The sequence below is a fragment of the Pseudoduganella albidiflava genome, from assembly GCF_004322755.1.
GTDB lineage: Bacteria > Pseudomonadota > Gammaproteobacteria > Burkholderiales > Burkholderiaceae_D > Rugamonas > Rugamonas albidiflava.
In genome coordinates, this window is sequence record NZ_CP036401.1 from 4,603,898 (window position 1) to 4,622,666 (window position 18,769).

Below are 18,769 nucleotides of genomic sequence, written 5' to 3' on the forward strand. Positions count from 1 at the left end.
CTTAGTGTAAGAATCATTGAACTGGTGTTTTTACAGGCGGCTGAATAGGATGTTTCTGCGAGCCACCTGCCCATTTAGTTACGACGATACGGACTTCATCATTGGGGAAGATGTGTAAATAGAGACTACCTGGCTCATCATACCTCTCTACATCAACCAACTTCTCCTTCCAGATATGCTTGGTACCCTCCGGCACATCCCAGTGCACATTGAATCGCAAACCGGCATGCCATGTTACTGGCAACATCACGCAACAAACACTTCCAACGCCTGCTCTGTAACGGCCGGCGTGTCCACCGCCATTATTTCCAACTTGTGTCGCATAGATGTACTTGTCTGTATGATTTACAATTCCAATACTTGCGCCATACATCTCGGCTTGATCCTGCTTAGCGGCCGCACACGCACTTAAAATCATGGCCCCACCTAAGACTGTGAGATATTTCATATTAGCTTTCATCTAATTTAATAATATTAGAGGCTCGCTTTGTCCCAAAATTCGTCAGTTACATTCTCAATTTGGGCCCCATACTCCGCCCCTGCCCTCACATTACGAAGCAGCTTTTGAAATTCTGGTAAAGTTTGGAATCGTGACCGAAGCACGGGAAATGGAACGTCCTGCGGAGTTGCTTCGATCATAGCATTAAGGGATTAGGGTTAGTTCGATGGCTCATCTGGAGGCTGAATCGGATGCTTCAATGAGCCTCCGACCCAATCAGTTACGACAATGCGGACCTCGTCATTGGGAAAAAAATGTAAATATACACTACCGGGTTTTCCATATTTTTCCACTATTACTTCTTTTTTCTTCCAAATATGCCTAGTACCTTCAGGCATGTCCCATTGCACCATTAAGCTCAGTCCCGAGTGCCATTGCAAGGGTAATGTTACACAGCACATATTTGCAATCCCCGCGCTATAGCGTGCAGCGTGCCCACCTGCGTCTGATCCAACGCGCGTAGCATAAATGTATCTATTCGTGTGATTTACAATACCAATGCTCGCATTGTAAGTATTCAACTGCGCCGACTCTGCGATTGCACAAGCGCTAAGACAATGTGCCATCATAGATATGAAAAAAAATTTCACAAACGCTACCTTCGATATAGTTTCTTAAAAGTTCAACCAGGAGCATCCTGCCAGAATGTGTGTGGCAAGGCATCAATTTCGGATGAGTAGTCTCACCCTCCCTTACGTTTCCCAAAAGTCTCTGAAAATCGGGCAAGGTAGCAGGTTGTTCACGCCCACGCTGACCACGCGCAGGATCGTGTAGCCGGCCGCTTCGCCCAGGCGCTGCAGTGGTGCGCCGGTGACGGTCAGGCGCGTGCCGGCGCGCAGCGTGCCCACTGTCGATCGGCCGCGCCATAGCTGGCTGCGTGCCTCGCGCGCCTGCATCTGCAGGTCGGCCCAGCGTTGCGCCTGGCCGCCATCGGCGTGCGCATACTGGCCCGGGGTGTCGAAGGATTCGAGCGGCGGCAGCTTGGTGCCGTTCGACAGCCACGATGGCGACGTGGCCGCCACCGCCTTCTTCGACTTGTAGTCGTAGCTCAGCGTCGTGCTGCTGGACGGGCCCACGCTGCGCATCGAGGCCGGTGCCTGCACGGTGTCGCTCTGCTCGCGCGAGTGGGCGCCGTGGAAGCGTATGCCCATGCCCGCGCTGGACGGATCGTCCGGCACGCCGCTCGTGCTGCTGCTGTCGGCGAACAGCACCATCGACGGGCCATCCTCGCCCTGCTCGAAGCGCCAGGCCAGGCCTGCCTCGGCCAGCAGGCGCTCGACGAAGGCCAGGTCGGTCTCGCGGTACTGGCAGCAGTAGCTGCGCGGTGTCGCCGTTTTAGCTAAACAGCTCCGAGTGCAGTATCGTATCCATATCCTCTTGATATTACCGCTCTACGCTTTGCACTTCCTGCACCGAAATAATATTTTTCGCAAGTAAAAACCATTGCCTTCGGGTCAGGTCTACGTCTGAGCAGTAATTAGCGAACTGTGCGTACCGCCAGAGCCTTGGTCAGACCCGTAGTGCTGCTGGGGAACAGTACACCGCCAAACCGTCCTTATCCTACTAGGAGCTATGTGTGACTAATATTTTCTCGTGCAAGTCGTCGGAACATTATCGACGTAATACATATGCGAAAGGGTATGCCCCTTCTTATTACGCACTAAGTTGGCAAACATATGGCCACATTTAGGGATTAACTCAACGAACGTATTGGCTTTCGGAGAATATACGAAGATATAGTGAACAGTATAAGTTCCCATGCCGTCATCTATGTGAAATACGGAAAAGTCCTTATAGCCATCAAAATTATAATCAGCCAACACCAGCTTTAGCGGATTTTCAGTCTGCGTAACATACTCATGGGAGACAACACTACCCGCCCTCCTTATTTCGTAGTCTACCCTCGGTCCTTCGATAGCAATACTGACTGAAACGCTCCTCGTGGGTGAGAAAACAGTTGAATCAGCGCTTTTCGCCTGACCAAGCGCTAATCCGAAGACAGTGACGATAAGAATTTTAAGGATAGTCATGCGAACTTAATGACGCGAGAAGTTTATGATAATCGGCGGTTTCCGATGGCAGGTTGTTCACGCCACGCTGGCCACGCGCAGGATCGTGTAGCCGGCCGCTTCGCCCAGGCGCTGCAGCGGTGCGCCGGTGACGGTCAATTTCGTGCCGGCGCGCAGCGTGCGCACTGTCGAGCGGCCGCGCCACAGCTGGCTGCGCGCCTCGCGCGCCTGCATCTGCAGGTCGGCCCAGCATTGCGCCTGGTCACCTTCGGCGTGCGCGTACTGGCCCGTGTGTCGAACGACTTGAGCGGCGGTAACTAGGCGCCGTTCGACAGCCACAATAGCGAAGTGGCCGTTACGGCCTTTTTCGACTTGTAGACGTAGCTCAGCGTCGTGCTGCTGGACTGGCCCACGCTGCGCATAGAGGCCAGGACCTGCACGGTGTCGCTCTCGTCGCGGGAGTGGGTGCCATTAAAGCGCACGCCCATGGCTGCGTAGGGTGGATCGTCCGGCATTGCCGCTGGTCCTCCTGCGGTCGGCGAACAGCACTATAGACGGGCCATACCCGGCCTGCCCGAAGAGAAAGAGCGTGCCTATCTCGGCCACTAGTCCGCCCAGGCCCAACTTTTACGTTTTGCCAACTTGACATTGGTACTTTGTGAGGCAGCGCACTTGCTCGCGATTATGTAAGTTATGGGCGTCGCGCTTTCTCGTTGTCAGTCGAGCTAGGTACAACGTTCTTGATCCAGGAAATTCCAGAATCGATGAGTCTTTCGCCGCTATCCAGCGTTTCGTCCAGTACCTTGCCTGTCTTTCTAGCAGCCGCGTTCGCACCTTGCTTTGCACCATCAATCAGGGATTCAGCAGCTTCGTCCGCTTCGCGGGCGAGTGTTTCGGCATAAAGCGCAGCCTGGTCCGCACGCTGCAGTGCGGCATTCGCCGCAGCACGTGCGGTTTGAGCCGCTTCATCGATCACTTCAGCTCCGAATTGCTCAGCGCGCTCCACTTCCTGCCGTGCGGCCTCTGCGGCCTCAAGTGCACGCTGCCGCGCTGCCGCGGCTTTCTCGCGCGCGGCTTGCGCGATCGCTTCTGCACTCTGCCTTGCTGTATCGGTCGACTTGTCGATCGCGTCTGATACCGCCGATTTACCACGGCCCACTGCACCGCCGATACTGTCAGCAATACTTGCGGCGGTGCTTCGGATCCAACTGCCCGCTTCCGCCCAGACGCTAATGGTCGATTCTTGAACACCTCGAGCCTTGAAATAACTAAACGGATCGCCTAGGTTTGCAATGAAATCGACTTTTGAATCATGAACATATCTGGCCACAAAGTTTAGAACGCCGTCAGGTGCTTTTGTATCCCAGCATTCAAGCTGCCAGTCCTGGGGCTTGACGAACTGGGCATAACTGTTCACAGCCGCTCCACCGATACGCACTGTTTTTCCTGCGTTTGCAGCTGCGCGATATTTGGTGACCTCCCAGGCCATCCCTTTCGGCCCAATATATTTGTATTTGTCTTCTTTGAGCCGCCGTTGTCCCGCGGTTTCCATTCCCAGCCGATGCATGGTGCCGTAGGCAGTGTAGAGAAGTCTCATGTGTTGCTTGATGTGGCCTTCGATGTCGCCGGCGGGGGAACCAAAGGCGGTCATGTAATTCCTGTAGCTCGCTTCCGTTTCTTCCCGGCATTCGAATCGTTCGGCAAACAAGGGCTCGTTGACCCGCGCGATCTCTCCGTAAGCACGTACGCGTACTCCGCCGAGGATGGCTTCACCCATCATGTCTCGCATTGGAATGCGGGAATAATTGTTATCGATACCCTGATCTTGAGGCCCATAGCCGCCGCCAACGTCCGAGTGCACGCCGGGATAGACCTTTTCAAGCCAGTCCCCAGCCAATTTCCCATCCTTTCGGATCAGATCCACCGGGAAAGCAAATCGAACCTCATGTGCGGCAACGTAGTGTACGCAACGCTGGATAAGGGGCGAGACAATGAGCTCACGTTCGGTGAACGGTGTGCGGGCGTTCTGCGATGGAACACCGAACGAAGCTACCGTGTCAAAAATACCCAGGAAATTCATTCGAATCGGATACCCGGCATAGATCAGATCATTCCCATCGAGGGTGCAGCTCTTGACAATACGGTTTGCGAATGCCCTGGCCAGCGCGGCACCACGAGAAAAACCAAAAACAGAAATGTTGATGATTTTTATCAAGCGATGGCGCCCCAGAGTGCGATTTACCTCGTCAAAGCTTTTTTCACTAGCGTCCTTCGCATATTTAGCTAGCTCCCCTCCCTGCTTTTCAGCATTCAGAATGAGTGCATCGCGAAGGCGGTCATTGACTTGCGCATCGCCGAACTCCATTCGCCTGTCGCCGCCAGCACCAAAGCCAAGCCCGCCAAGCTTATCCTCGATCATTGCACCTGCTGACGCGAGCCAGCCGGGGGAATCGCCATTGAACTTCGTGCCCACACCGGACACATAAATACGGTAGATCGCCTTGGAGGGGTCTGAAATGGCCGCGTCAAAGATCCTGCCTACATTACTCCAACTCGAAGTAGCGTCATCTGCCGTCCGGTTGTTACCAGTTCCATCAAAGAACACGGCGATATGAACTACATCTCTGCAGTCTTGAAATGGGCCAGGCGATTCGTCGTTTACATCGCGGTTTGCGGCAGCGATCGAACGGGGTCCTTCAGTAGTCATCAACGATCTCCGGACCTAGCGGAAGCAATGCCTTTTTCCGTGGCGCGCGGATATTGGCGAGTGGGAATCAACTCGACGGTTTCATCTGGATAAATGTGAATTCCAAGATATCGCGCGCCGGTCGGCACTTCGAACAAAGACGGCGAGTTCCTGGCAAAGACTTTTTCACCGTTGCGGGCCGCTCCCTTAGGACCGCCCAACACCCAAGAAACCTGTTGCACGCCCATATTCAACGTCACACCAGTTATCGTACTGCCCCCGGTCGCGGGATACGGGTCCGAACTATCTCCGCCCTTTCCGTCAATGAATGCGTTGAAAATCGGTCGATCAAGATAGTTGAAATATACGAGGTCGAGATTGACGGTCATTTTTGGTGCCCCACAAGCGGATAGTGTAAAAGACAAAAGAGTGACAGTGATGATAGCTGCGCGACGAAGGGCAGCTCCGGACATTGCATTCATTCAAGCTCCCATACTCAAGGAAACAGCTGCATTGCTTCGTCGAAGCTAATTTCTTTATTACGCACCCTGTCGAGCAGAACCAGGATGACTTGGTCTTGCAACATCTCATCTTTGTAGAAAAGCATCAAGCAAACATAATTCACCAGATCACGCATCTGCTCCAGGCCAATCGAACGTGCCGACTGTAGTGCGGCACAAACAATCCGATATTGTTGTAACTCCGGAATAGCGTCCAGTAAGTGCGGCTGATTGAGCCTAACGAAATACAGAAGATGATCGGGCAAGCTGGCCTCGACCAGCGAATCCACTTGCGCTTGATCAAGATGAAACGGCGCACGCGCCGCTTCCGGTAACTGCCGAGGAAGCGCTATGGTATGGAAGATTCCTGCTCGATCCCAATACCACCACGTCGTAATTATTTCGGAGAGGTTCGCTTGTTGACCCAAGGTCAGTACCGGTCCAGGCACATGCAGAGTAAAGTCATCCTCCTGCCCAACGAGGGTCCCTAGTACGGCCGGATCCCAAAATGCAAAGAACATTGTTTCGCCATCTGGCAATATCACCTCGGCACACTCCTTCAGTCTTGAAAATAACGGACTGAACGAAAGTTTACTGGCAAGGATCGTAATGCTCGGTGTAACACCGTCATACCGCGAGATCCAGCGCCAGCACGGTCCACCCTCAACTGGCGAACTCAGCTCGACCAGGTGGGGCGACTTCTTAGCCAGCGGACTTCCCGGTTCCGCATCAAAAAGAGAACGACTTGGCCGTTTAAGCGCCTCGGGCAAAGTTATGTCCTGCGCACTGTCCGCTATTGCAAACCAGTGAAGTTCAGGATTCGAGACTGCAATACTTTGGAAGTACTCAACCGGGTACTGCTTCTGCATCTTCACGCACCTTTATTGATAAACGCTGTGCGCTGAGCGGCTCGCTTGGCCAGACACTCCACACAAACGGACTGAGGCAGGATCGGCAACTTGTACGGTCGATCTTCGGGCGCTATAAAACTCTTCTTCGCCGCATGCACCATGATCTTTCCGGGGCACTGCACGGTAATGTTCCCACCGTCAATGGTGATATTGGCACCATCCGCTGTCGACAAACTGATCTTCTTGGCCGCCGCCCAGTCAATATGAGCATTGGCACTGGCAATATTCACCTCATCCCGCGCCTGCACCTTTAAAACATCCGCCTGCGCCTGCACATCAATCGCATCCTTGGCAGCAATCACCTTCAGCCCGGCACCTTCCGCACCCGGCTTGACAGCGCCAGCCAACATGCCGATGGCCTGCCCGGTCTGCACGCGCATCTGCCCACCCGTCACGAACTGCGAATCCTGCCCACTCATCAGGTTGACGGTCTCGCCATTCGACAATTGCATGGCCTGCCCGGCAACGACAGCCAACCCAGCCTTGGCAGAAATGGCAATGACAGCATCCGTGGCATGCGGCACCTTGCCATCGCCAGGACTGATATTCCTGGAAGCGGCATCCCCCTGCGCGGCATCAAGACCATCAGTAGCAACCATTCCTGACACCGCAGTAAGTAGAGCAGCCAGCGGTGCAGCCTTCTCATCGACCACACTGGACGAAGCCTTCGCAGCCCCAAGATGAGAAGCCAGCCCCACCGTCTCATGCGTTACAGCCGCCTTACTGAACGTCTCGCCCAGCTTGACCGCCTGCTTCATCAGCGCGATACCCGCTGCGTTGTCGCCTACGGGATCACGGGCCGCCGCGCCATGAGCAAGCTTGTAGCTCGACACCAGCAAGCCAGCGCCACCGCGCACGGCGCCATACGCATCGGTGCGCAGCTCGGCACCATGGCCGCGCAGCGAGCCACGATAGTTGTCGGCGGTGTGGATCAGGTGGCCCAAGTTAAGTTCGGTGGCGGCGGAGGTGGTGCGCAACTGCACCCGCCCCTGGGAATCCGTGTCATCGAACACCAGTTGGTTGTAGCCCGCGCCGCCGAATTCCTTGGTACGCACGCCCCACTGTGCCGTGGCGTTGCGGTGACCCGCGTCATCGCCCGAGGCGCCATGCCATACCGGAGCATTGCCGCCCGCCAGGTTGCCCTGCGCGGAAATACCGTGATCATTTGCCGGCTTGAACAGCGCGGCGCCATCGGTACTGGTAGCAGCTTCGCCACCGGGCGTCGGCGCAACGCCACCTTCACCTTGGCCGTTGTAGACCGCGCCCACGATGATCGGCCGGTCGATGTCGTTTTCCATGAACTGCACGACCACTTCCTGGCCGATGCGCGGCAGGAACTGGCTGCCGATCCCGCCGCCGGCCAATCGCTGCGCCACGCGCACCCAGCAGGTGGCGTCGCCGCTGTCCTGCCAGTGGTAGCGGATGCGCACGCGGCCCAGCGCGTCGCAATACAGTTCGTCGGAGCCGGACAGCGCCTCGCCGCCATCGGCGCCGACGACGATCGCGGTCTGCGCGCCGTGCGCGGTCGGCTTCGGATGCGCGCGGCCGTCGCTGCCCGGCAGTACGGGGCGCCAGATCACGTCGCTGGCCACCGCTTCGAAGCAGTTGGCGTAGCCGGCCTTGCGGGCCTGCGCGATGGCCAGGTCGAAGTCGGATGGCAGGTCACGCGCCATTTCCTGCAACAGCTCGGGGATGGGGCCGAACAGTTCGGCCAGCGCTTCGGTCGCCTTCGACGGCAGGTTGTTCACGCCCACGCTGACCACGCGCAGGATCGTGTAGCCGGCCGCTTCGCCCAGGCGCTGCAGCGGTGCGCCGGTGACGGTCAATTTCGTGCCGGCGCGTAACGTGCGCACTGTCGAGCGGCCCCGCCACAGCTGGCTGCGCGCCTCGCGCGCCTGCATCTGCAGGTCGGCCCAGCGTTGCGCCTGGCCGCTATCCGCGTGCGCGTACTGGCCGGGGGTGTCGAACGATTCGAGCGGCGGCAGTTTGGCGCCGTTCGACAGCCACGATGGCGACGTCGCCGCCACGGCCTTCTTCGACTTGTAGTCGTAGCTCAGCGTCGTGCTGCTGGACGGGCCCACGCTGCGCATCGAGGCCAGTGCCTGCACGGTGTCGCTCTGCTCGCGCGAGTGGGCGCCGTGGAAGCGTATGCCCATGCCCGCGCTGGACGGATCGTCCGGCACGCCGCTCGTACTGCTGCTGTCGGCGAATAGTACCATCGATGGACCGTCTTCTCCCTGCTCGAAGCGCCAGGCCAGGCCTTCCTCGGCCAGCAGGCGCTCGACGAAGGCCAGGTCGGTCTCGCGGTACTGGCAGCAGTAGCTGCGTGGTGTCGCTGCCTCCATGAACGGCATGACTTCGTCGCTCCAGCGCCAGCGCGCGGCCGCGCCGTGATCGCCGAATACCGCGTCGACGATGTCCGTCACGCTCATGTCTTGCCACACGCGGCTGTTGCGCGCGTGCGCCAGGCGCCAGATCCAGTGGGAGATACGCACGCGGTAGCGCGCCAGGCCGCCTTCGCTGCCCAGCTGGGCGAATTCGCTGACCTCGCCCGCGAAGGTGGTGCGCGTGCCGTCCGCCAGGCTGACCTGCAGGCTGGCCGGCTGGCCCAGCAGCGAAGGCAGCTCGACGAACGCGCTGGTGGAGACGGCGATCACATCGCGCGCCCCCACGCCCTGCACCAGGTCGTCGGCCACGAAGGCCTCGACCAGCAGGCCGCCGGCGCCCAGCTCCAGGTTACCGTCGCCCACGTCGAGCGCATACAGCCGCGTGACGCTGGAAAACTGGGCCAGTGCGGCCCGCACTTCATCGATCAGTTCGCCCGCCATGGTCAACCCGATATCTCGGCCACGGCAGGGCCTTTGCAGTCGTTTCGTGGCTTGGCGGCGCTCTCGCACGGCTGCGGCGGGCACTTGGCCGCCGTTTGCGGTGCACAGCGCTTGCTGTCGGTGGCAGGCTTGGCGGCGCGCGGCGCCGGCGAAGCTTTCGAATGGGCCAGCAGCGCGGCTAGCAGCGCCGCGTCGGTGTCGACTTTCGGCTTCGTCTTTGCCGGCGTTTTCTTCTTCGTCGCGGCGATGGCGGTTTTCTTTTCCCGGGCGGCCTTGGCCCTGGCCTTGCGCTCGGCCCTGGCGATGGCGACCTTCTTCGCGGCAGCCTGCCGGCTGGCGGCGGCCTTGTCGACTACTTTCACCGCATTGTTCTTGTCGGCCGCTTTCGTCGCATCGTCCTTGTCCGTCACTTTGGCCGTGTCTTCCTTGGTGGCCGCGGGCTTCTCCAGCAATGCCGTCAGCTCATCCTTGCCGTTGTCCCCGGCAGGCGCGCGCGCCGCCAGAGCGGTCGCCGCGACAGCCACGCCCGCGGCGGTACCGGCCACTGCGGCACCGGGCACCTCGTCGAGGATCGTCGCTGCGCTGACGTCGGAATCGGCCGCAACGGGCGCCTGCTCGGGGGCGGCTTCCTGCACAGGCTCGTCGGCCGAGGCCCCGGAGCTCGTCTCGGGTACCGGTGCGGGGACGGCTTTCTGCACGGGCGCGGCGGGAGCGGTGGCAACCTGCACGGCGTTGCCGGCACTGTCCTGCTGCATGGCCCACGCCAGCGCGCCACCACCCAGCACGACCACGGCGGCGATGCCGGCGGCCACGCGGCCCTGTTTGCGTCGGGCATGCGTCGAGCCGGACGGGCTCGCGCGGCCATCCAGCTTGCTCAGGATGCTCTGGTCTTCGCCCGCAGGGGCCTGCTGCGCCTGCTCGGGGAGAAGGCTGGGCCGGCTGGTGCGGCCGGGTTCTTCGTTTTGCGGCAAAATACACTCCCTTATTATTTTATGCATAACTTTACGCGATTTATATAACCCCTGGCGCAAAATATGCAAGCAGGAACCGCGCGTGCGCGCAGTCCCCTGTTCCGCACAATATTATAAGCGACCGATTATCATTAGATTAAGTTATACTTCGGGGCAATCATTTTTTCAACACCATCGGCTACCCTGTAGAAAACGGGCCTAACGTGCTGTTCGTCGCTGTCACCCTGTATTTTCTGCTCGCTTGCCTGGTCAGCTGGCTGCTGCTGTTCCCCTCCGGCCGCGCACTGGTGCTCCAGGCGCTCGCCGGTACGGGGAACCGGCTCAAGCGCGGCTGGCGGGCGGCCGCGCAACGGGAGAGCCGGCGGCTGGATGCGATCGGGAATTCGTCCGGTGCCTCGCTGCGCGAGGCCGGGGCATTCATCCGGCGCCACTACATGTTGTGCCTGGGCGGTGCCCTGCTGCTGGGTGTGCCGCCGCTGATCGCGTTGACCAGTGGCGAGCATGCGCAGCTGAGCGGTTTCGAGGAATCGTCGCGCGAGGTGAACACGCAGGTGGCGACGCTGCTCGAAGGCGAACAGCTGGTGCCGCCGCCTGCCCTGCCGCCATTGGCGTTCGCCAGCGCGGAAGTGCAGAAGGAACGGCCGATGATTGCTTCGGCAAGCCGCGACTGGGCGCTGCTCAATGCGGCCTACCAGCAACGCCTGCTGCACGTGTTTCGCATCATGAAGGAGCAGCATGGCTACGAGATGGCGATCCTGGAAGGCTATCGCAGCCCGCAGCGGCAGGATGCGCTGGCGGCGATGGGCTCGAGCGTCACCAATGCGGCGGCCTTCCAGAGCTGGCACCAGTACGGGCTGGCCGCCGACTGCGCCTTCGTGCGCAATGGCCGCATCGTCATTTCGGAAAAGGATCCGTGGGCGATGCGTGGCTACCAGCTGTATGGTGAAGTAGCGGAATCGCTGGGCCTGACCTGGGGCGGGCGCTGGAAAATGATGGACCTGGGGCATACGGAGCTGCGCGTGCCCGGCGTGATGAAACGTTGAAGCACATAATGAACAAGGAAACAGGAGAGTAGAACATGGCGGGACCTGTGATCAGACTGGGTGACAAGACCACGCATGGCGGCGTGGTCATCGGGGCATCGGGCGTAAGCGACACTGGCGGCATCGGCATCGCGCGCGTTGGCGACCTGACGGTCTGCCCTATTCCCGGCCATGGCACGCCGCCAATCGTCAGCGGCGACCAGACCTGCATCGTGGATGGCAAGGCGGTAGCGCGCCACGGCGACAGGACCGCTTGCGGCGCGTCGCTGATCGCGGGACAGCAGAACACCATCGACCAGGTCTGACGATGGGCACCTGGATGAAAGGCGGCCTGGCGGCGCTGGTCGTGTTCGGCCTGTGCTGGGGTGGCGCCATCGCCTGGTGGCAGGGCACCGGCCGTTCGCCGTCGAATACCGAGCTGGCCGGCGTGCTGCTCGCCGCGCCGCTGGCACTGCTGGCGGCGTTGTTGCTGGTGCGGCACCTGCGCAAGCCGGCGGCACCGGAAGCCGCCGCCGGCACCGCCGACGCGGCAACGCCGGCACCACCCGTGGCCGGGCCGTCGCTGGCATTGCTGGCGACCGCCCTGTCCACGCCCCACGGCGCCGCGGCGGAAGAACTGGCCAAGGCCATCGTGGACCAGCTTGCGCGCAGCGACCTCGATCCCGAATTGCTGGACGACGATGGCTATCCGGTCATGAGCGTGCGGGTCGAGGATCCGGCCGGCCCGGAGTTGCGCGAGGCGATCGCCCTGTGGCTCGGCGCGCAGGCCCTGCCCGACCCGCAGTTCGGCGACGAACACTGGCGCGCCCTCGGCATGGTCACCGGCGTGGCCGCCGACCTGGCGCACCGGGCCGGCGCACATCCGCACGCACTGCCTGAAGAGATCGACCCCAAATCACCGCTGCCGACCTTGCAGATTCTTCTCGCGCTCACGGGCGCCTGGAACGAAGCGCAGCGCAGCGCCGCCGGCGCCTGGATCGGCCACGTGGTCGCCGAAAGCGGCTGGCCGGCAAGCCGGATCAGCACGAGCATCGCGGCGCAGCCGGCGCCCGGCGCGGCGGTGTCGAACTGGCTGATCCAGCTGACGGCACAGGCGGCCGGCACGCCTACCCTGGCCATGCTGCTGTCCTGCGATTCGCAGATCGGCGAAGCCAGCGTGAACGCGCTGGCGGCCGAGGGCCGGCTGTTCGGCGCGAACCGGCAGCAGGGGCTGATCCCTGGCGAAGGCGCGGCCGGCCTGCTGCTGGCCGACGCGACCCAGGCCGCCCTGTTCGACAGCGAGCCGGTCCACCTGCACACGGTGGCGGCCCGGCGCGACGATTCGGCCGATGTCGCGCGCAAGCCGGATGCCGCGCTGCTGCGCAGCCTGGGCACGCAAGCCTGCACGCAGGCCGCCATCGCACCGGCCAAGGTGGCGGTGCTGCTGGCCGATACCGGCCACCGCACCAGCCGCTTGATGGAACTGATGGAGCTGGCCAACCAGGAGCTGGCCCAGCTCGATGCCGGCACCGACGTGCTGGCCACCGGCAGCGCCTGCGGGCATGCCGGTGCCGTACCCTTCGTGACCGCGCTGGCCCTGGCGCACCAGCAGGCACTGGAGCGGCAGGCGCCGGTGCTTTGCGTGAGCAACGAAGACCCGCATTACCGCAGTGCCGTGCTGGTTCGCCCGCCGGTCCAGCCAGCCTGACCGGCACTGCCTGACCGACCCACCCAGCTTGGTTGCCGAGCCCCATTTGCTGAACCCTGACGAGTTTTACGATGATTGACACTATCTGGCAATTCCTGACCACCCGCGCCAGCCTGGCCACGACCGGCTATCTCGCCCTGGCTGCGCTGCTGTGGATCTCCACCCGGCTCCTCGGCCTGCCCACGGCGTGGGCCGTGGGGCTGTTCGTGCTGGCGCTCGCGATCGGCGCGGCCGTGTGGGCATGGCGCTGGTGGCGCGACCGCAATGCCGCCACCGAACTGGGTGAAATGCTGGAGCAGCAGGCGGTGGTCGCCGCGCCGCAGGCCAACGCCGCCCAGCGCCAGGAACAGGAAGCGATCCGCCAGCGCATGCTCGATGCGATCGCCACCATCAAGGGTTCCAAGCTGGGCCACCTGTCGGGCGACGCGGCGCTGTACGAACTGCCCTGGTACATGGTGATCGGCAACCCGGCGGCGGGCAAGAGCACGGCGATCGCCAGCTCCGGCCTGCAGTTCCCGTTCGCCGATTCGCAGATCGTGCAGGGCGTGGGCGGCACCCGCAACTGCGACTGGTTCTTCACCACCGACGGCATCCTGATCGACACGGCCGGCCGCTACTCGGTGGCCGACGAAGACCGCGCCGAGTGGTTCGGTTTCCTGTCGCTGCTGAAGAAATACCGCAAGAAGGCGCCCATCAACGGCGTCATCATCGCCGCCAGCGTGGCCGAACTGACCGGCAACCGGCCCGAATTCGTGATCAACCTGGCCAAGAACCTGCGCCAGCGCGTGCAGGAGCTGACCGAGAAGCTGGAAGTGCACGCCCCGGTCTACGTGGTGTTCACCAAGGCCGACCTGATCACCGGCTTCTCCGAATTCTTCCACGACGCCGAGCGCACCGAGCGCGATCGCGTGTGGGGCGCCACCCTGCCCTACCACCAGAACGCCGGCGGCCAGCACGTGCTGGACCAGTTCGACGCCCGCTTCGACGAGCTGTACGAAGGCCTGAAGGACATGAGCGCGGCCAACATGTCGCTGCAGCGGCGCGAGCGCATGCCGCCAGGCGTGTTCACGTTCCCGCTCGAGTTCTCCACCATCAAGGCGCCGCTGCGCTCCTTCATCGCCACCCTGTTCGAGGAAAACCCGTTCCAGTTCAAGCCCGTGTTCCGCGGCTTCTACTTCACCAGCGCGCTGCAGGAAGGCGCGCCGGTGTCGGCTTCGTCGAAGCGCGTGGCGCAGCGCTTCGATATCCGCCTGAAGAACGACCACCACGAGGAATCGCACCAGCAGCAGGGCTACTTCCTGCTCAACCTGTTCCGCAAGGTGATCTTCGCCGACAAGGACCTGGTCGCGCAGTACGCCAGCCCGGCCAAGACGCGCATGCGCTACGCGGCCTTCTTCGCCGCCACCGCGATCGCCGGCCTGGCGCTGGGTGGCTGGAGCTGGTCGTACGTGAACAACCGCCAGCTGGTGGCCAATGTCGAGGCCGACCTGGCCCAGGCCGCGCGCGTGCAGGACAAGCGCCTCGACCTGCAGTCGCGCTTCGAAGCCCTGCAGATCCTGCAGGACCGCATCGAGCAGCTGGAAAGCTACCGGGAAAACCGTCCGCTGTCGCTCAGCCTGGGCCTGTACCAGGGCGACAAGCTGGAACGCAAGCTGCGCGAGGAATACTTCAGCGGCGTGCGCGAGGTAATGCTCAAGCCGGTCGGCGAAGCGCTGGAAGGCTACCTGGCGGAAGTGAACCGCAACGCCGCCCAGCTGCAGCCGGAGGCCCGCGCGGCAGCTGGCACTGCCGCCGCCGGCGCCGCCCCCACGGTGCAGGCAGCCGCCCAGCAATTCAAGGATTCCTCGCCGACCAGCAGCGAGGATGCGTATAACGCGCTGAAAACCTACCTGATGCTGGCCGATCCGGCGCGTGCCGAAGGCGCGCACCTGAACGACCAGCTGACGCGCTTCTGGCGCGGCTGGCTCGATGCCAACCGCGGCGCCATGTCGCGCGAGCAGATGATCCGCGGCGCCGAGCGCATCATCACGTTCCACCTCGCGCAGATCCAGGATGTGTCCTGGCCGCGCCTGGAACCGAAGCTGGCCCTGGTCGACCAGACGCGTGAAAGCCTGAAGCGCGTGGTGCGCGGCATGCCGGCACGCGAACGCGTGTATGCCGACGTGAAGGCGCGCGCCGCGACCCGCTTCCCGACGATGACGGTGGCCCGCATCGTGGGCGAACAGGACAAGGAACTGGTGCTGGGCAGCTATGCCATTCCGGGCACCTTCACCCGTGAAGCGTGGGAAGGCTTCGTGCGCGACGCGTTCCGCGATGCCGCCAACCGCGAACTGCAAAGCGCCGACTGGGTGCTGCGCACCTCGGCCAAGGACGACCTGACGCTGGAAGGCTCGCCGGAGCAGATCCAGAAAAGCCTGGTGGACCTGTACAAGACCGAATACGCGCGCGAATGGCAGCGCTTCCTGCAGGGCGTGACGATCCGCGACCTGTCCGGATTCGATGCCGCCGCCGCCGCCATGAACCGGCTGGGCGATCCGCAGATTTCGCCGATCGGCAAGCTGGTCACCGTGGTCTACGAACAGACGTCGTGGGACAACCCGACGCTGGCCGATGCCGGCATCGCCCAGGCGCAGAAAGGCATCGCCGCCTGGTTCCGCGAAACGATCCTGCGCCAGACGCCGTCGCGCGTGAACATCAACATCCCGGCACCGGGCACCGCGAAGAATGCCAACCTGCCGCTGGGACCGGTGGGCCGCGAGTTCGCCGGCGTGGCGCGCATGGTCGTTGCCAAGGACAACAACGCCTCGCTGATGGGCGGCTACATGGGCCACCTGTCGAAGCTGCGCAGCCGCTTCAACACCATCAAGAACCAGGGCGACACGGGCCCGGGCGCCAAGCAGCTGATGCAGCAGACCCTCGATGGCAACGGCTCCGAGCTGGCCGATGCGCTGAAGTACGTCGACGAGCAGATGCTGACCGGCATGAGCGACACCCAGAAGCAGGCCGTGCGCGCGCTGCTGGTGCGCCCGCTGATGCAAAGCTTCGCCGTGATCGTCAAGCCGACCGAGATCGAGATCGACAAGGTGTGGGCGGCGCAGGTCCTCACGCCGTTCCGCCAGAACCTGGTGGCCAAGTACCCGTTCTCGCTCGAATCGCGGCAGGAAGCCACCAACGCCGAGATCGGCCAGGTGTTCGGCCCGCAAGGCTCCATCGCGAAGTTCTTCGACACCACCATTGGCCCGCTCGTGGTGCGGCGCGGCGACGCGCTCAGCGCCCGCACCTGGGCCAACATGGGCATCAACCTGTCGCCGGCGGTGCTGGCCAGCTTCCCTGCCTGGGTCGCGCCGCTGTCCGAGGGTGGCGTTGCCACCGCCGCGGCGACGGCCTCTGTCGAGCAGACCATGTTCGACCTGCAGGCGCTGCGCGCGATCGGGGCCAGCGAATTCACCATCGAGATCGATGGCCAGGCGCTGCGCTGGCGCGGCCAGGCGCAACCGTGGGTGCATATGGTGTGGCCGAACGCACGCGGCACGCCGGGCGCGCGCATCACCGCCATCACGCCGCAGGGCAACAGCGTGGTGCTGCTGAACGAGCAGGGCCCGAACGGCTTGCGCAAGATGGTGGAAACGGCTTCGCGCAACCGCCGCGACAATGGCGTGTTCGAGCTTAACTGGAGCAACGCGGGCGTGACGGTGACGGCCAACCTGAAGATCATCGGCACCACCAAGCCGGCGCCAGTGGCGGCCACGCCGCAGCCGGGCCAGGGCTTCAAGCGCCTGCGCCTGCCGGAAACCATCATCGTCCCCGCCCCGGTCGTTTCGGCGGCGGCGGGCGCAGTGGAAGGAGCAGCACAATGAGCCGCACAGCCACCACCGCCGCCACCATCGGCTACTTCGGCAAGATCCCCACCCGGGGCGACTTCGTCAAGGGCAGCGACAACCCTGCCCTGATCAAGCTGCTCGACGACTGGCTGGCCAAGGCGATGGACCTGATGAGCGCCGATGCGCGCTGGAAGCTCAGCTACGATGCCGTGGCACCGCTGGACTTCGCCATCATCGGCCCGCGCCGGCGCCATGCGATTGCCGGCCATATCGTGGCCAGCAGCGACCAGTCGCAGCGGCGCTTCCCGTTCCTGATGATGAGCACCATGGAAGTGCCCGAGCCGGCCGCCTTCGTCAGCGATGCGCCGCTGGTGCTGAACCGGCTGTGGAGCCGGCTGGCGGCGCTCAGCCACAGCGTGGTCAGCGCGGAAGATCCCAGCGCCCCGCTGCAGGCCGCGGCCGGCCAGGCCATCGAGCTCGACCTGCGCACCGCCGCCTATGGCGCGGCGTTCGCCGACTTCCTCGAATTGCAGACGGTGGGTTCGCTGCAGGCGCAGCTGGCCGGTGGCGGCTACGCCGGATCGGTGCGGCAGATCCTGCTGGCGCTGGGCATGCTGCTGCAACCGGTGATGGCCAGCAGCTCCAGCCGGCTGGAAAAGAGCCTGCTGCTGCCGCTGCCGGCCGATCCCATGTACCGCAGCCTGGTGGCGGCGTTCTGGATGCACCTGGTCACGCCGTTCCTGGCGCGCGCCGATTTCGAGCTGGCGCTGTTCATCGCCCGCCTGGACGGCCGGCCGGCCCTGGTGCTCGGCTTCTCCGGCGCTTCGGCGCACACGCTGCAGGCCATCATGGATCCGCAAGCCGGCCTGGAACGCCACATCGCCTTCGATGAACTGGACTGGGTGGAAGACCAGGTGAACGACGACTACGCCGTGAAAAAGCTGTCCACCTATCTTTCCCAGCCCGACCTGTCCCTCAAGTCCGCGCTCGATTCGCTGTGCACGGCCTTTATTGGAACCTGATGATGTCACGACTGATCCCTCTCTTCCTCGCCTGCGCCCTGGGCGCTGCTTTCGGCCCGGCCCTCGCGCAGACGGCCGCCCCGCAGCCCGGCCAGGTCGCCGTCGCCGGCACCGTGCCGGATGAAGCCACCAAGGCCGCCGTGCTGGCGCGCCTGCGCGAAATCTACGGTGCCGACCGCGTCGTCGACCAGATCGACATCGGCCAGGTCGCCACCCCGGCCAACTGGAACGGCTATGTGCAAAAGCTGCTCACGCCGGACCTGAAGCAGATCAGCCGCGGCCAGCTCAAGATCGACGGCACCACCGTCAGCCTGCGCGGCGAGGTGGCCAACGAGGCGCAGCGCCAGAAGATCGCCAGCGACGTGGCGACCAGCCTGAATCCCACTTACACCGTCAACAATGGCTTGCGCGTGTCCAGCGCCGACCAGGGCATCCTCGACAGCACGCTGGCCAACCGCACCGTGGAATTCGAGAGCGGCAAGGCGACGCTGACGCCGGCCGGGCGCGCGATCCTCGACGAGATGCTGGCCGCGATGAAGAAGCTGAAGGAGCGCAAGATCGAGATCATCGGCCACACGGATAACCAGGGCCTGCGCACCACCAACCAGGGCCTGAGCCAGGCACGCGCCGAAGCCGTCAAGGCCTACCTGTCGGCCAACGGCATCAACGGCGAGCTGCTGACCGCCTCCGGCCAGGGCGCCGACCGCCCCATCGCCAGCAACGACACGGCCGAAGGCCGCGCGCGCAACCGCCGCATCGAATTCCGCATCGCGCAGTAAGCGCGGTCACGAC

General features: G+C 62.8%; 17 protein-coding genes. 6 read left to right on the forward strand and 11 right to left on the reverse strand.

The genetic code is table 11. The annotated features are described in order from the left end of the window. Positions 1-13: 13 nt before the first annotated feature. The 11 genes from EYF70_RS18975 to EYF70_RS19025 all read right to left on the reverse strand — a co-directional run bounded on the left by EYF70_RS18975 (position 14) and on the right by EYF70_RS19025 (position 10,404). Positions 14-448 carry a DUF3304 domain-containing protein gene (locus EYF70_RS18975; RefSeq protein WP_165497738.1) on the reverse strand — a complete coding sequence of 145 codons (435 nt, stop codon included), beginning with the start codon at positions 446-448 and terminating at the stop codon, positions 14-16. 209 nt (positions 449-657) lie between these two features. Further along, the gene (locus EYF70_RS32010) at positions 658-1,068 is read right to left on the reverse strand and encodes a DUF3304 domain-containing protein (RefSeq protein ID WP_371861740.1); all 411 of its coding nucleotides are present in this window, start codon (positions 1,066-1,068) and stop codon (positions 658-660) included. A 123-nt stretch (positions 1,069-1,191) separates the two neighbouring features. Next, the gene (locus EYF70_RS18985; RefSeq protein ID WP_131146808.1) at positions 1,192-1,881 is read right to left on the reverse strand and encodes a phage late control D family protein; all 690 of its coding nucleotides are present in this window, start codon (positions 1,879-1,881) and stop codon (positions 1,192-1,194) included. 198 nt (positions 1,882-2,079) lie between these two features. Beyond that, positions 2,080-2,529, reverse strand: coding sequence for an XAC2610-related protein (locus EYF70_RS18990; RefSeq protein WP_131146809.1), 450 nt, complete (start codon positions 2,527-2,529; stop codon positions 2,080-2,082). Between the two features lie 57 nt (positions 2,530-2,586). Further along, a complete protein-coding gene (locus EYF70_RS18995) occupies positions 2,587-2,847 on the reverse strand; it encodes a contractile injection system protein, VgrG/Pvc8 family (RefSeq protein ID WP_165497739.1) in 261 nt (86 codons plus the stop codon). Continuing rightward, positions 2,826-3,023 carry a hypothetical protein gene (locus EYF70_RS19000; RefSeq protein WP_131146811.1) on the reverse strand — a complete coding sequence of 66 codons (198 nt, stop codon included), beginning with the start codon at positions 3,021-3,023 and terminating at the stop codon, positions 2,826-2,828. The genes EYF70_RS18995 and EYF70_RS19000 overlap by 22 nt, the downstream gene beginning before the upstream one ends. Before the next feature lie 176 nt (positions 3,024-3,199). Beyond that, the gene (locus tag EYF70_RS19005) at positions 3,200-5,215 is read right to left on the reverse strand and encodes a T6SS phospholipase effector Tle1-like catalytic domain-containing protein (RefSeq protein ID WP_131146812.1); all 2,016 of its coding nucleotides are present in this window, start codon (positions 5,213-5,215) and stop codon (positions 3,200-3,202) included. Further along, on the reverse strand, positions 5,215-5,676 hold the full coding sequence (locus EYF70_RS19010; RefSeq protein WP_131146813.1) for a hypothetical protein: 462 nt from the start codon (positions 5,674-5,676) through the stop codon (positions 5,215-5,217). Before EYF70_RS19010 ends, EYF70_RS19005 begins: the two co-directional genes overlap by 1 nt. Positions 5,677-5,690: 14 nt before the next feature. Further along, complete coding sequence (locus EYF70_RS19015; RefSeq protein WP_131146814.1) at positions 5,691-6,563, reverse strand: DUF4123 domain-containing protein; 873 nt, start codon at positions 6,561-6,563, stop codon at positions 5,691-5,693. Between the two features lie 2 nt (positions 6,564-6,565). Continuing rightward, positions 6,566-9,433, reverse strand: coding sequence for a type VI secretion system Vgr family protein (locus tag EYF70_RS19020; RefSeq protein ID WP_131146815.1), 2,868 nt, complete (start codon positions 9,431-9,433; stop codon positions 6,566-6,568). Positions 9,434-9,435: 2 nt separating this feature from the next. Beyond that, a complete protein-coding gene (locus EYF70_RS19025; RefSeq protein WP_131146816.1) occupies positions 9,436-10,404 on the reverse strand; it encodes a hypothetical protein in 969 nt (322 codons plus the stop codon). A gap of 203 nt (positions 10,405-10,607) precedes the next feature. On the opposite strand from EYF70_RS19025, the gene EYF70_RS19030 reads away from it, so the two are divergent. The 6 genes from EYF70_RS19030 (at position 10,608) to EYF70_RS19055 (ending at position 18,756) form a co-directional block, all read left to right on the forward strand. Further along, positions 10,608-11,447: a M15 family metallopeptidase gene (locus EYF70_RS19030; protein ID WP_131146817.1), complete on the forward strand. Its 840-nt coding sequence runs from the start codon at positions 10,608-10,610 to the stop codon at positions 11,445-11,447. Between the two features lie 35 nt (positions 11,448-11,482). Beyond that, positions 11,483-11,752: a PAAR domain-containing protein gene (locus EYF70_RS19035; protein ID WP_131146818.1), complete on the forward strand. Its 270-nt coding sequence runs from the start codon at positions 11,483-11,485 to the stop codon at positions 11,750-11,752. A gap of 2 nt (positions 11,753-11,754) precedes the next feature. Then, on the forward strand, positions 11,755-13,134 hold the full coding sequence (locus EYF70_RS19040) for a hypothetical protein (RefSeq protein WP_131146819.1): 1,380 nt from the start codon (positions 11,755-11,757) through the stop codon (positions 13,132-13,134). A gap of 71 nt (positions 13,135-13,205) precedes the next feature. After that, a complete protein-coding gene (gene tssM, locus EYF70_RS19045) occupies positions 13,206-16,991 on the forward strand; it encodes a type VI secretion system membrane subunit TssM (protein WP_131146820.1) in 3,786 nt (1,261 codons plus the stop codon). Next, positions 16,988-17,977 (forward strand): type VI secretion system-associated protein TagF, encoded by a 990-nt coding sequence (gene tagF / locus EYF70_RS19050; RefSeq protein ID WP_131146821.1) that lies wholly within the window; start codon positions 16,988-16,990, stop codon positions 17,975-17,977. Before tssM ends, tagF begins: the two co-directional genes overlap by 4 nt. Then, a complete protein-coding gene (locus EYF70_RS19055; protein WP_131146822.1) occupies positions 17,977-18,756 on the forward strand; it encodes an OmpA family protein in 780 nt (259 codons plus the stop codon). Before tagF ends, EYF70_RS19055 begins: the two co-directional genes overlap by 1 nt. Positions 18,757-18,769 lie beyond the last annotated feature (13 nt).